This is a genomic window from Bacillus massilinigeriensis, assembly GCF_900117315.1.
Classification (GTDB): Bacteria; Bacillota; Bacilli; order Bacillales; family Cytobacillaceae; genus Bacillus_BE; species Bacillus_BE massilionigeriensis.
The window spans coordinates 2,465,841-2,478,487 of the sequence record NZ_LT630337.1 but is presented as its reverse complement, the minus strand read 5'-3'; the positions used below and the strand labels follow the sequence as shown (position 1 = coordinate 2,478,487).

13 protein-coding genes are annotated in these 12,647 nt (G+C 35.7%); 10 read left to right on the top strand and 3 right to left on the bottom strand.

Annotation, left to right across the window (positions count from 1 at the left end; genetic code table 11):
* Nucleotide 1: 1 nt before the first annotated feature.
* Together BQ6100_RS12305 and BQ6100_RS12300 are read left to right on the top strand one after the other, a co-directional pair.
* The gene (locus BQ6100_RS12305) at nt 2–235 is read left to right on the top strand and encodes a hypothetical protein (RefSeq protein WP_075981895.1); all 234 of its coding nucleotides are present in this window, start codon (nt 2–4) and stop codon (nt 233–235) included.
* A gap of 44 nt (nt 236–279) precedes the next feature.
* On the top strand, nt 280–462 hold the full coding sequence (locus BQ6100_RS12300; protein WP_075981894.1) for a DUF6954 family protein: 183 nt from the start codon (nt 280–282) through the stop codon (nt 460–462).
* Nucleotides 463–465: 3 nt separating this feature from the next.
* Here BQ6100_RS12300 and BQ6100_RS12295 read toward each other — a convergent pair whose 3' ends face one another.
* Nucleotides 466–1,170: a hypothetical protein gene (locus BQ6100_RS12295; protein WP_235816526.1), complete on the bottom strand. Its 705-nt coding sequence runs from the start codon at nt 1,168–1,170 to the stop codon at nt 466–468.
* A 207-nt stretch (nt 1,171–1,377) separates the two neighbouring features.
* Between BQ6100_RS12295 and BQ6100_RS12290 the strand changes: the two genes are divergently transcribed.
* From BQ6100_RS12290 to BQ6100_RS12275, 4 genes are all read left to right on the top strand, one after another.
* Nucleotides 1,378–2,073: a VIT1/CCC1 transporter family protein gene (locus BQ6100_RS12290; protein ID WP_075981892.1), complete on the top strand. Its 696-nt coding sequence runs from the start codon at nt 1,378–1,380 to the stop codon at nt 2,071–2,073.
* Between the two features lie 233 nt (nt 2,074–2,306).
* Nucleotides 2,307–3,260 carry a UV DNA damage repair endonuclease UvsE gene (gene uvsE / locus BQ6100_RS12285; RefSeq protein ID WP_075981891.1) on the top strand — a complete coding sequence of 318 codons (954 nt, stop codon included), beginning with the start codon at nt 2,307–2,309 and terminating at the stop codon, nt 3,258–3,260.
* Nucleotides 3,261–3,487: 227 nt separating this feature from the next.
* Nucleotides 3,488–4,114, top strand: a complete 627-nt coding sequence (locus BQ6100_RS12280) for a class I SAM-dependent methyltransferase (RefSeq protein ID WP_075981890.1) — start codon at nt 3,488–3,490, stop codon at nt 4,112–4,114.
* 67 nt (nt 4,115–4,181) lie between these two features.
* The gene (locus BQ6100_RS12275; protein ID WP_235816525.1) at nt 4,182–5,048 is read left to right on the top strand and encodes a DMT family transporter; all 867 of its coding nucleotides are present in this window, start codon (nt 4,182–4,184) and stop codon (nt 5,046–5,048) included.
* Between the two features lie 278 nt (nt 5,049–5,326).
* Here BQ6100_RS12275 and BQ6100_RS12270 read toward each other — a convergent pair whose 3' ends face one another.
* The gene (locus BQ6100_RS12270; RefSeq protein ID WP_075981888.1) at nt 5,327–5,506 is read right to left on the bottom strand and encodes an H-type small acid-soluble spore protein; all 180 of its coding nucleotides are present in this window, start codon (nt 5,504–5,506) and stop codon (nt 5,327–5,329) included.
* 317 nt (nt 5,507–5,823) lie between these two features.
* On the opposite strand from BQ6100_RS12270, the gene BQ6100_RS12265 reads away from it, so the two are divergent.
* The 4 genes from BQ6100_RS12265 to BQ6100_RS12250 all read left to right on the top strand — a co-directional run bounded on the left by BQ6100_RS12265 (nt 5,824) and on the right by BQ6100_RS12250 (nt 10,441).
* A complete protein-coding gene (locus tag BQ6100_RS12265; RefSeq protein WP_075981887.1) occupies nt 5,824–6,573 on the top strand; it encodes a DeoR/GlpR family DNA-binding transcription regulator in 750 nt (249 codons plus the stop codon).
* Nucleotides 6,570–7,481: a 1-phosphofructokinase gene (gene pfkB / locus BQ6100_RS12260; protein ID WP_075981886.1), complete on the top strand. Its 912-nt coding sequence runs from the start codon at nt 6,570–6,572 to the stop codon at nt 7,479–7,481. Before BQ6100_RS12265 ends, pfkB begins: the two co-directional genes overlap by 4 nt.
* An 11-nt stretch (nt 7,482–7,492) precedes the next feature.
* The gene (locus tag BQ6100_RS12255; RefSeq protein ID WP_075981885.1) at nt 7,493–9,367 is read left to right on the top strand and encodes a PTS fructose transporter subunit IIABC; all 1,875 of its coding nucleotides are present in this window, start codon (nt 7,493–7,495) and stop codon (nt 9,365–9,367) included.
* Nucleotides 9,368–9,646: 279 nt separating this feature from the next.
* Complete coding sequence (locus BQ6100_RS12250; protein ID WP_075981884.1) at nt 9,647–10,441, top strand: DUF2935 domain-containing protein; 795 nt, start codon at nt 9,647–9,649, stop codon at nt 10,439–10,441.
* Between the two features lie 86 nt (nt 10,442–10,527).
* On the opposite strand, the gene BQ6100_RS12245 is transcribed toward BQ6100_RS12250, so the two are convergent.
* Nucleotides 10,528–12,516 carry a putative bifunctional diguanylate cyclase/phosphodiesterase gene (locus tag BQ6100_RS12245; protein ID WP_075981883.1) on the bottom strand — a complete coding sequence of 663 codons (1,989 nt, stop codon included), beginning with the start codon at nt 12,514–12,516 and terminating at the stop codon, nt 10,528–10,530.
* Between the last annotated feature and the right edge of the window lie 131 nt (nt 12,517–12,647).

Sequence of the window (12,647 nt, the reverse complement as noted above, 5' to 3'; positions counted from 1 at the left end):
AATGATATTAGGTGAGATTACCTTTTTTGTTCCTTTGGCTCTTGAGTATGTTGGTGCTATAGCAGGTATGATTTATTTAGGGCTTGTCATATTTGTGGTGATCTCAGTCGTTGTCTATACGTTTATATTAAATGGAGCCCTAAGATGGCGATACCGTACATACCTTGAAAGAAGTGGGATGTATGGTATTTTAATTATCAAAGTACCATTATACGATTCCTTGTATACTCTATAGAAAAGGGGAAAGATTTGTATGGGAAAAATCGGGAGTGATTCTAGATGAAATGGTTGATTTCCACCATTTTTGTTTTGCTTTACTTAGGGGTAACCTTCTTTGGTTTAGGACCAGTATTGTTAGCAGATGGTTCAACCCAGGAAAGAATGATTACCCTTGGAGTCGTCATTTTGATATATTTAGTCTTAACCTTCATTTTAATCAAGTGGATAAAAAGAAGGAGATAAGGTTTATGGCTTAGATGGAATAAATTTATTAATATCATTAGATAAGATATTCGTATCCCATGGATGCCAAAAATAAGTGAAGCCATCAAACTGTAGATCGTATTTATATGCAATAGGTCCATCCGTATATAATAGAATATCATAATAGGTCGGATCACCTTTTTCCATGTTTGGTTCGAAGTTTGGATTCTCTCGACTGTTCTTTAATAGTTGAAGGAAGCGTTCGACCTCTTTATTCGTTTTCAATTCACTTACCTTTTTGTTTTCATTAGAAACCATCAATTGGTAAATTTCAATTTGGCTTACTTTTGTAAGTGGAACTTGTTTGAAGTACCAGTTATACTCTGACTCATCGATATCATAATATACAGCATATCCATTTATTTTATCTGGGGATTTCACGGCTATATAATCTGGATATCCCTTTATTTCATAAATTTCTGTTCCTTTTTCATGAAACGCAGCGTCACCATTTTTTATTTTGTAATGTGTGTCAAAGATATTGTCTGCAACTTTAAATTTGACTTCTCCAATTTTTCCCCCAATAGATTTTTCATCAGCCAATTCCGCTGTATAAATTCCGTTATATTCCTTTCCATTCCATTTAATAAAATCTACCCATTCAATTTCAACATGAGTCCTTATGGGGAGAGCTTTGCAGCTAGCGAGAGTTCCTAGTAGAAGAATGAAAATGGCTAATTTTTTCAATAAAACCACTCCTTTAACATAAATAGACGTAAGAAATTGAGTATAGTTCCACGGATAATGATTCCTTTCTCAGGTTAGAAAATCCTTTTCTTGTTCTTATAACTTTACCTTTTTCAAAGGTGTAATTTTATTTTTGTATATTATATTAATAATGATGGGCATTTACAGCGTTTAAACGAATGAGTGATTGAGAAAGAAGGAAAAACAATGAACGACCATATGCATGAAGAAAAACACTTTACGAATTCCGATTTAGTTCGTGATATTGTGATTGGTATGTCAGATGGACTTACCGTGCCATTTGCTTTAGCTGCAGGATTGTCAGGAGCAGTTGATTCCGTAGGCTTAATTTTGACTGCGGGTGGAGCAGAAATTGCTGCCGGGTCTATTGCCATGGGACTTGGCGGATACTTGGCTGGAAAAACGGAAGAGGAGCATTACGAAGCAGAATTGGAAAGAGAGCGAAGGGAAGTTATTGAAGTTCCGGAAAGAGAAGAGGAAGAAGTAGCTGAGGTGTTTAGGGAGTATGGGTTAGAGGAGGAACAAATCAATTCTATTACGGCAACGATGAAAAACCACCCTGATAAATGGGTAGATTTCATGATGAGGTTTGAGCTAGGACTTGAGAAGCCTGACCCAAATAGGGCGCGAAGAAGTGCCATTACAATTGCTATATCCTATATCGTTGGAGGATTAATCCCACTATTTCCTTACATGGTTATTCCCCAACCGGCATTAGCCTTAAAAATGTCTGTGATAATCACTTTGGTTGCTCTACTTGTATTTGGGTATATAAAAGGGAAATTTACAGGAGCATCTCCTAGAAAGAATGCTATTCAAACGATGATCGTTGGTGGACTGGCAGCTGCTGTGGCATTTGGTCTCGCAAAATGGCTATCGTAAAAAAAATGCACGAACCATTGAGGTTTGTGCATTTTTTTTTACGATGCTGGCAACCTTCTTTTCTTTAGAAGCCTGGCAATCAGTAAGTAATCTTTATGAAAAAATGATTTTTTAGTATTCTTCCATAAAAAGGAATACGAACCTCCTGTGTAAAATTTCCCCTTTAGAACAATATATAAAGGGTAGAAATCATTGCGATTCACACGAAAAATATTTTATTTGAGGGTCAAATAATGAAAATTCGATTTGGTTATGTTGCAAATGCAGTAGCTTTATGGGACGCTAGCCCTTCAAAATCCTTAACATTTGCTCGTTATTCTGCACTTCCTAAAACCGAGCGGATGGAAAAGCTCAAGGAAGTGACCGCACAAAATATCCTTCACACGAAAAGAATTCTTTACTATAACATGGCGCATGAGATTCATTTATATCGTTTCTCTAGTTCACTTGTCCCTCTAGCCACTCATCCAGAAGTGATATGGGACTTTGTTACACCTTTCAAAGAGGAATGGATGGAGCTCGGCCGATTGATAAAGAAAGGAAACATACGCCCCAGTTTTCACCCTAATCAATTCACTCTTTTTACAAGTTCAAAAGATAACGTGACACGAAATGCAGTGAAAGATATGGAATACCACTATGCCATGCTAGAAGAAATGGGAGTGACAGAACAAGCAATCATCAATATTCATATTGGTGGATCATATGGAGATAAGACCACTTCCCTAAAACGTTTTCACGAAAATGTAAAAAAATTACCCATCCATATAAAAGAGCATATGACCCTAGAAAACGATGATAAAACGTATAACGTGGAGGAAACCCTCAAAGCGTGTGAAAAGGAAAATATCCCTTTGATTCTTGATTACCATCACCATATGGCAAATACAGGAGAGGTGGATTTATCCCAAAACCTAGAGAGTATCTTCCACACCTGGCATAATAGGAATCTCCTGCCAAAGGTCCATATCTCTTCACCAAAATCGGATACTGCTTTTCGGTCCCATTCAGATTATGTCTCTTTGGAATTCATCATGCCTTTCTTAAAAATGGCAAAGGAACTTAATCATGATTTTGACATCATGATTGAAGCGAAAAATAAGGACCTCGCTATGCATTCGCTAATTGAAAAAATAGCATCCATAAGGGGAATTAAGCGTGTTTCTAGCTCTACCGTGGAATGGTAAGCTTACCATTAATCATTTAATTTATTCCATATTTAAGAAGGGGCTTTTTGAGTCTTCTCTACAGATAGATTTTTAAATTAATGTTAAGAAGTCATGAATATGCGATAATATTGCTATGTTTAGGTGGAAAATTGTAGAAGATACAAATTTGAACAATTAAAATTTTAATCCTATTAACAATAGATTTTTAGGAAAGAGGAACATTATTTGAAAAGGAGACCTAAGGCATGACAGAATTTTGGGAATCGAGTTTTATTGAAAATCAAACGATGTGGGGCTTTGAACCCTCAGACTCTGCAATATGGACCAGTGAGTTTTTCCTTGAAAAGAAAGTAAAGGATATATTGATTCCTGGTATTGGATATGGTAGAAATGCAAAGGTTTTTCTTGATAAAGGAATAAATGTAACAGGTATTGAAATTTCAAAAACAGCCATTGATTTGGCAAGACAAAATGGGATGAATATAAATATTTTTCATGGTTCAGTAATCGACATGCCTTTTGATAACAAACTTTATGATGGAATATTTTGCTATGCATTGATTCACTTATTAAATCACCATGATAGGGAAAAGTTTATTAAGGATTGCTATAACCAGTTAAAACCAGGTGGTTATTTGATTTTTACAACTATATCAAAGGAAGCCCCTATGTATGGAAAGGGCAAACAACTGGATAAAGATTATTTCGAGATAATGGATGGAGTAAAAATGTTTTTTTATGATTCTGACTCAATCAAGCAGGAATTTGGAAAATATGGATTGATAGAATTCTCGAAAATTATTGAGCCGCATAAGAATATGGAGAATAAACCACCATTTACATTTATGATGATAAAATGTCAAAAGAAATGATAATTACAATTTCGTAAAAATATACCAAAAAAGTATTGTGAAATAATTTCTCTGGTATTAGAATAATATGGGATTAATCAGAGAAAGAAGGATCATCATGTGGATTGCAGCTGCATTTATCACAATGCTTTGCTTCGGTACGAATAATATGATTTTTAAGTGGTGTACAGAAAGAGGGCTTTCAAAGATTCATATTCAGTTTTTCTTTTATCTTGTTGCTTTTATATTATCAATTGGTTATGGAATGATGGTAGGGATACCAGATTTAAATTTAGTAACAGTATTGATTGGAGCCTTGATTGGTATTTTAAATGCGATTGGAAATATTCAAATGACAAAGGCCTATGATGTGGGACCAGCTAGTCTAACGGCACCATTGATCGGCATAAATACCATTTTCCCGATTATTTGTGCTGCGTTTATTTTTCACGAGCAGATTACCCTTATTCAATGGTTTGGGATTGTTTTAATCCTTGGTTCTGCTCTAGTAATTCAGTATTCATCTAGTACTTCTGCTAATAAGAATTATGGTTCTTGGCTTATTAGAGTGATCCTAGCTATTTGTTCATTTGGAATTCTCGGGATCCTAATGAAAACATCTACCTACTTACACATTGACTCCATCGATACATTGATTTGCATGTATGGTGCGGGTACAACATATCTTGCAATTAATAGTGTAGTAGAAAAAGAGAAATGGAATCAATCTGAGGTGAAAATTGGAGCACTTGTTGGTTTACTTAGTGTTACAGGTTATGGGATGTATTTCTTCGCTTTAAATACAGGTACCGCCAGCATTGTTTTTCCAATTGTCAGCTTAAATTGTTTGGTGGTTATCTTAGGAGGCTGCTGGTTCTATAGAGAACGGTTAAAAATATATCAAGTATTTGGAGTATTGTCGGCCTTGATTGGCATTATTTTTACGAAAATATGATGGAATAAATATTTATCATTTATGATCAAAAGACACTATCATCAACATAGTGTCTTTTCTATTTTTTAGGATTAGTTTTTGATTTATTAGATTGAGTTTGGTCCAATTTCCTGACTCTAGGTAATTTTTAGAAAAAATATCCCGTTCCATTTTAGAAACGGGAAAAAATGAGACAAGTAGATCGAATAACAAATTACACAATATGTAGTATCTAGTTAGATATAATACTCAATATATTGATGATATCATATTGAACTAGCACTCGTAAATAAAATAATTCAGGATTCGGTTAGTTCATCAATTTCAACAATGGTTCTTTCCTCAAGAGGACCTCTTAGATGAACAGTTGCTGTTCTACCATCCTCATTTAATTGGTCAATCCAGACCGATGCACCATTATATTTTACTTCTACGTCAGCAGATGATGATAGGATTTGTTTCACTCTATTTGCTTCCATCCTTCTTTTCACTCCTTAGCAAGGTTCATCCATTAAATAAGTTCCATTATATTATTTGAGCATAATAATAATTTATTCATAAAAAGACTCACCCCAAAGCAAATTGATAGTTGAAGGTGAGTATTAGTTTGTATGTGTTTATGTGGTTTAGTGAATAAATAATTAAAAGCAGTCAAGAAACAATCAAAATCTTTCAAAAATGTGAACGCTGTTGAAAGAAATTGAATATTTTTGAAAGAAATTGATTGATTTTTGAAATCGTTTACAGTAGACTGAAACCATAAATAAGAAACTAATCTTTTTTAGGGAGTGATGAATTGCTTACACCTGAAAGACATCGAATCATTTTACAATTACTAAAAGAAAAAAACATTGTTAAGATTGCAGAATTAGTTGAAGCTACTGATACTTCAGAATCCACAATCAGACGCGATTTAACACAATTGGAGCAGGAAAAGTATTTAAAAAGAATCCACGGGGGAGCAGCAAGACTGCAGGGAAAATTAGAAGAGCTAAGCATGACTGAAAAAGCAGTCAAAAACAATCAAGAAAAACAAAAAATCGGTCAATATGCTGCAAATCTAGTTGAAGAGGGTGACTGTATATACTTGGATGCAGGATCTACTATTTATGAAATGATTCAATACCTTCCAAAGGATATCGTAGTTGTCACTAATGGATTAACTCATGTCAATGCCTTAATCGAAAGGGGAATACATACTTACCTATTGGGCGGGTATGCGAAGCCAATTACGAAAGCACTTATTGGAAGAGGGGCTTTATCAAGCTTAGAGCTTTATCGATTTGATAAATGCTTTTTAGGAGTTAATGGAATTCACCCACAAATGGGTTATACAACTCCTGATCAAGAAGAGGCGATGATAAAAAATGTGGCTGTTTCTCTAGCGCGTGAGGTGTTTGTGGTGAGTGATTCCTCTAAATTTTCCGAAATTTCCTTTGCGAAAATTGCCGAGCTTCACGAGGCAACAATCATTACAAATGAGCTAGATAGTGACCTAGAAGCTCAATACTCCAGCAAAACTACCATAAAGGTTGTGACATCATGATTAATACCGTAACGTTAAATCCCTCGCTAGATTACGTGGTTGAATTAGATTCTGTAAGGCTAGGGGAACTGAATCGAATCAAAAAGGATACAAAATTTCCTGGTGGAAAGGGTATTAACGTTTCCCGTGTCTTGAAGAGGTTGGGAGTGAATAGTTTAGCAAGTGGCTTTATTGGAGGCTTTACAGGGAATTTTATTAAAAGCTATCTAATAAAAGAAGATATAGTGACTCACTTCATTCGTGTAAAAGAGGATACAAGAATTAATGTGAAAATAAAGGGTGAAAAAGAGACAGAAATAAATGCTACCGGTCCCAAGATTAGTAATGAAGATTTTGAACAGCTGAAATTATTTATTAGCTCATTATCAAGTGAGGATTTATTGGTGGTTGCAGGAAGTATACCATCTTCCATGCCTCCTAATACTTACAAAGAAATCTTAAGTATTTGTCAAAAGAATCATATTAAATTTGTGGTGGATGCAGAAGGAGATTTATTGAAAAGTATTCTCTCCTATAAACCATTTCTAATCAAACCGAATCACCATGAATTGGGACAATTTTTCAATACAAAGATTACGAATTGGGAGGAGGCTATTCCTTACTGTAGAAAACTTGTCGATTTAGGGGCTGAAAATATCATCGTATCCCTTGCTGGAAACGGGGCCATTTTCATGAATCGAGAGAAAGGGTACTATGCTAGCGCTCCAGTTGGCGAAGTGAAAAGCTCTGTTGGTGCTGGTGATTCCATGGTTGCAGGTTTTCTCGCACAGTATACAAAAACGAAGGATGTTAAAGAAGCATTTCGATATAGTGTAGCAACAGGCAGTGCAACAGCATTTTCAATTGGCTTATGCACGAAGGATAGAGTAGAAGAATTAATACCTCAAGTACAAATTACAGAGATATAGGGGGAAGTACGATGAGAATTACAGAATTGCTAACACGAGACACAATCAATCTTTCCATGAATGCCAGAAATAAAGGTGAAGCAATTGATGCTTTAGTAGATGTACTAGATAAAGCTGGGAAGTTGAATAATCGCAATCAATATAGGGAAGAAATCATGAAACGGGAGCAACTTAGCACAACGGGAGTTGGAGATGGAATTGCTATCCCACATGCAAAAACATCTGCTGTTAGTCAGGCTGCTATCGTATTTGGAAAATCAGTTGGAGGGGTGGACTATGAGGCGCTCGATGGGCAACCGTCACATTTATTTTTCATGATAGCAGCACCTGAGGGAGCAAATAATACCCATTTAGAAGCTTTATCACGCTTATCTTCCATCCTAATGAAACCAAGTGTTCGAAACGCTCTAATGAAGGCAACAAGTGCTGAAGCTGTACTGGCAATTATTGATTCACATGATGGAATGGAGGAAGAAAGGTTATCCACCCCTCAAGGAAATCGTCCGTTTATCGTTGCCGTTACTGCTTGTCCTACCGGAATTGCCCATACGTATATGGCTGCTGATTCTCTAAAGGCAAAGGCAGAGGAAATGGGTGTTGATATTAAGGTTGAAACGAACGGTTCCGGTGGGGCAAAAAATATTTTGACCCCTAGTGAAATTGAAAAAGCTGTGGCTGTAATTATTGCTGCAGACACAAAGGTAGAAATGGAACGTTTCTCAGGAAAACATGTGATTGAAACCGCAGTAGCTAATGGCATTCGAAAACCTGAGGAATTAATTGATTCTGCTATAAAGCAAAATGCTCCCATTTATAAAGGTACTGGAGCTAATACTAAAGAAACTAAGCAAAAATCAACAAAAGGGATTGGAGCAACAATTTATAAGCATTTAATGAATGGTGTTTCCAATATGCTTCCATTTGTAGTGGGTGGCGGGATATTAATTGCCATATCCTTTATGTTCGGTTACCAATCGGCAGATCCAAATGATCCATCCTATAATGTCTTTGCAGAGGCCCTAAAGACCGTTGGTGGAACGAATGCATTTGCACTAATGGTTCCAGTTTTAGCAGGATTTATTGCCATGAGTATTGCTGATCGTCCAGGATTTGCAGCAGGTATGGTTGGCGGTATGATGGCTGCCAATGGTGGTGCAGGATTTTTAGGCGGGTTAGTAGCAGGATTTTTGGCAGGATATGTGGTTGTTGGATTAAGAAAAGCATTAGCAGGACTTCCAGCTTCATTAGAAGGAATCAAAGCAATTTTATTATACCCTTTATTAGGGATTGCAATAACGGGCCTATTAATGCATTTTGTAATTAATAAACCGGTTGCAGCATTAAATGAAGGAATTACTCACTGGCTAACTGGACTTGGAACAGGAAATGCAATTATACTCGGTATTCTTCTAGGATTAATGATGGCAATTGATATGGGAGGCCCTATTAATAAAGCGGCCTATGTATTCGGTACTGGATTATTAGCAAACGGAGTGTATGAGCCAATGGCTGCAATTATGGCAGCAGGTATGGTTCCTCCACTTGCCATTGCTTTAGCGACTACCATCTTCAAAAATAAATTTACAAAGGAAGAACGTGATGCAGGAACAACAAATTACATCATGGGTCTATCGTTTATTACTGAAGGTGCAATTCCATTCGCAGCAGGTGACCCACTTCGCGTGATTCCATCTGTCATGATTGGAGCAGCAGTAGCAGGGGGACTTTCCATGGCATTCCATATTGGACTTCGAGCACCACACGGCGGATTGTTTGTCGTTCCATTAGTAGATGGTGGTTGGTTATTGTACCTAGTTGCAATCGTTATTGGTTCAATAGTTGGAGCTTTATTGATGGGATTTTTGAAAAAGCCAGTTTCCCAATAAAAATTTTAAGAAAAGACTATTATCCTAGTTTTAAGAAAGCTAACTTCCCTTAATGTGGGGGTTAGCTTTTTCGTTTTACACCATTAGAAGCAAAAATGATTGACGGAGGAAATAAAAGGAATTTCAAAAACAAAATATACAAGACCTCCATTTCAAAATTTGAAAAACTCATCATCATAAGGCCCTCAGAATCCACTAATCCTCCAATTTATTCGTCATAAACTATACGGGTAATCGATAAATTTAAAAGAAGAGCATTAAAAAGGAGGAAGAAGCTTAATGAGCTTTGAAAAATATGCAAAATTTGAACATAAATTTTGGCTTCAAATTTTAGGGGATCATGCAAGATTTATCCATGATTCCCTCTCTCCAAAAGAAATGAACGACATTCAAAATGCAACCTACTTCATTCAAACCTTTGATCAACTGCTTGGGCGTGTCGACGTCAATGATTTAATGGAACTAAGCAAAAGAGCAGAAGAGGAGGCATTAAAACTAAGGGAATTTAAATTGAGTATAGTAGAAAGGCTGCTATTAGGAAAAATTACGATTCATCTAGGTCCAACCTTCATCAGTCACATGGTAAACGAATTAGAGGAATACCTTCGCATTTTACAATATGTGAGAAAAGGGCAGATTCCACCACAGGTTCACGAGCTTCATCATCATTTAATTTGGCTTTTAGACGCTGCGGGACACGCCGGGGCAATATCAGATAATATGGATCGAATAGAAAAGAAAATCAAAATGAAAAGTGACCAATTTACAAAGGATTTCGAGGCATTTTATTTAAAAGCAGTTGAAATGACAGGTTATCTTCGCACAAACCTACACTCCTTTCCAGCTTTATCACGTTTTAATCAAGATACATCAATGGAAATGGCCTTATTTATGAATTTCCTTCATGAAATGGAAGAATTGGAACTGAGCGCACAAGCATTGGGGATCTTCGCACCATTAATGGCTGACCATATGATGCGAGAGGAATGCTATTATTTAACTAAACTATCAGAAACGACAGATGTAAAACAGCCAAATTGTGATCCAACAAAGCCCCGTTTAAAAGGAAACTAAATCTATCAATCTAACTAAATGAACAGAGGGTGACCTTATGGGCAGCCCTCTGTTCATTATTCAATAGGAAGCCAATTGGAAAACCTTTAGCTAATCATTTCTATTAACTCATCTAACGGTTTTGGCTTAGAGAAATAGAATCCTTGAGCCTCATCACAGCCTATCTGACTTAAAAATTCTAATTGTTCCAACGTTTCAACGCCCTCTGCAGTAATAGAGAGTCCTAGATGTGTAGCCATGGCGACAATCGTTTTGACTATTGTTTCTGAATGGGTATTGCTTCTCACATCTTTTATAAAAGAGCGGTCAATTTTCAATCTTTGAATTCTTAATTCATGTAAGTTACTTAAAGAATTATATCCAGTCCCATAGTCATCGATGCTAAGTTGTACACCTAGTTCCTGGATCTTTTTAAAAGTTTTCATTGCAGCCTGTAAATCTCCCAAAGCAACTGATTCTGTAATTTCTAATTCTAATAAATTCGGTGAGATTTCTGTAATTTCAAGAATTTCTTGAATAGATTCAATAATATCTTTCTGGATCAGTTGTTTAATTGAGAAATTTACGGATACCTTAAAGCTTCGATTTAATTGTTCGTTCATTTTGACAATATCTTTACAAGCCTTATGTAATACCCAATTTCCAATCTCGATAATAATCCCTGTTTCTTCAGCTAATGGGATAAATTCAGCAGGAGGTATATTTCCTAGAGATGGATGGTACCACCGGAGTAAGGCCTCAAAACCATTAATGCTCTGATTGTTCACATCAACCTTAGGCTGATAGTGGAGAGATAATTGCTCTTTTTTTAATGCAAGCTTTAAATCCTCTTTAAGCTGAAAGGAGCGCAGGACTTTTTTGTCTAACTCTCTTTCGTAGATAAAAAACTTATTCCTTCCACCGCTTTTTGATTGGTACATAGCCATATCTGCTCTTTTTAATAATTCAATGGCACTTGTACCATGGTTAGGGAAATGGGCAACACCTAAACTCGTTGTCACAATCATTTCTTGATCATGTAAATAAATGGGAGCAGTAATCCAATCAATTAAGTTTTCTGCAAATGATGGTAATTCGGATTCATTTATCTTTGATTTGAGGATGATAAACTCATCCCCACCAATTCTACCGACAATATCAGCTCTATCTATCATTTGGTCCATTCTATTCCCCATCTGAATAAGCAATTGGTCACCCACATCATGGCCTAATAAATCATTAACGTTTTTAAAATGATCCAAATCGATGAAATAGACCCCAAATGGCCTACTTTTACTAATCCAGTCCTCCATTGTTTCAAAAATTTCTCGCCGATTCGATAGCCTAGTTAAAGGATCATGATAGGCAAGATAATATAGACGTTTTTTTGTTTTAATCCACTCAGATTGTTTTTCATAAAATTGCTTTTCACTATAGATAGCTGTCATCACATGTAAGAGAAGAATAGCAAAAACCTCGATCGTAACAGATAAATAGTCGAAATCTCCTTTGACACTTTTTATTACCTCCAAGATTCCAAAAACGATGGAAATACTAGAGAAGAAGGAGGAGGAAAGGATAATCCATAGCGGTGGATTCTTTTTGTTCACCATGATATCTATGTAGATTAATTGAATTAATCGAATGGACAGAAAAACCAAAAGAAGAAAGAGAGTTGATGATAATAATAGATTTAAATAATTTAAGTTTAGTCCAGGTAAATATTGATAATACAAAAGCTGGGCAACTGCTATCGTGCTTCCTACTAATCCAAAGCATATGAGAAAATTTTTTAATGTACCTTCCTTTTTCTTATCAAAATAGATAAATTGAAATAGAATAATATACATTCCCGTGTGTATTAAGAAATCTATAATAATCTTCATCGAAAATAATTGATAATTAATACTTGCCCCAGCAGTTTTTAATAACAAAAAGATAAGAGAAAATATATAAATAGAAGTAAGGATAGGGAGAAGTAAATTTTTAACTACTTTTTGCTTTCTTATTACAATTTTACTACCAAGGAAAAGGGCTAAAAAAAAGCAAAAAGAAAAGGTAATGGCGGTTATAAGATATAATTGATTCTCTTCCATTCAAAATTCCCCTTTAATTTCCATAAAAATAGAAAAAATGGTATAGATACATCTTACTATCATTTATTTTCCATTGTCAAAATTGAATGAATTTATTGCAATGGAAAAAACCAAAGCTTGAGGCTTTGGTA

Coding starts and splice junctions, on each gene's coding strand:
- BQ6100_RS12275 (WP_235816525.1), top strand. CDS start 4,182: ATGGGATTAATCAGAGAAAGAAGGATCATCATGTGGATTGCAGCTGCA.
- pfkB (WP_075981886.1), top strand. CDS start 6,570: ATGATTAATACCGTAACGTTAAATCCCTCGCTAGATTACGTGGTTGAA.
- BQ6100_RS12280 (WP_075981890.1), top strand. CDS start 3,488: ATGACAGAATTTTGGGAATCGAGTTTTATTGAAAATCAAACGATGTGG.
- BQ6100_RS12290 (WP_075981892.1), top strand. CDS start 1,378: ATGAACGACCATATGCATGAAGAAAAACACTTTACGAATTCCGATTTA.
- BQ6100_RS12305 (WP_075981895.1), top strand. CDS start 2: ATGATATTAGGTGAGATTACCTTTTTTGTTCCTTTGGCTCTTGAGTAT.
- BQ6100_RS12250 (WP_075981884.1), top strand. CDS start 9,647: ATGAGCTTTGAAAAATATGCAAAATTTGAACATAAATTTTGGCTTCAA.
- BQ6100_RS12245 (WP_075981883.1), bottom strand. CDS start 12,516: ATGGAAGAGAATCAATTATATCTTATAACCGCCATTACCTTTTCTTTT.
- BQ6100_RS12270 (WP_075981888.1), bottom strand. CDS start 5,506: ATGGAAGCAAATAGAGTGAAACAAATCCTATCATCATCTGCTGACGTA.
- BQ6100_RS12255 (WP_075981885.1), top strand. CDS start 7,493: ATGAGAATTACAGAATTGCTAACACGAGACACAATCAATCTTTCCATG.
- uvsE (WP_075981891.1), top strand. CDS start 2,307: ATGAAAATTCGATTTGGTTATGTTGCAAATGCAGTAGCTTTATGGGAC.
- BQ6100_RS12300 (WP_075981894.1), top strand. CDS start 280: ATGAAATGGTTGATTTCCACCATTTTTGTTTTGCTTTACTTAGGGGTA.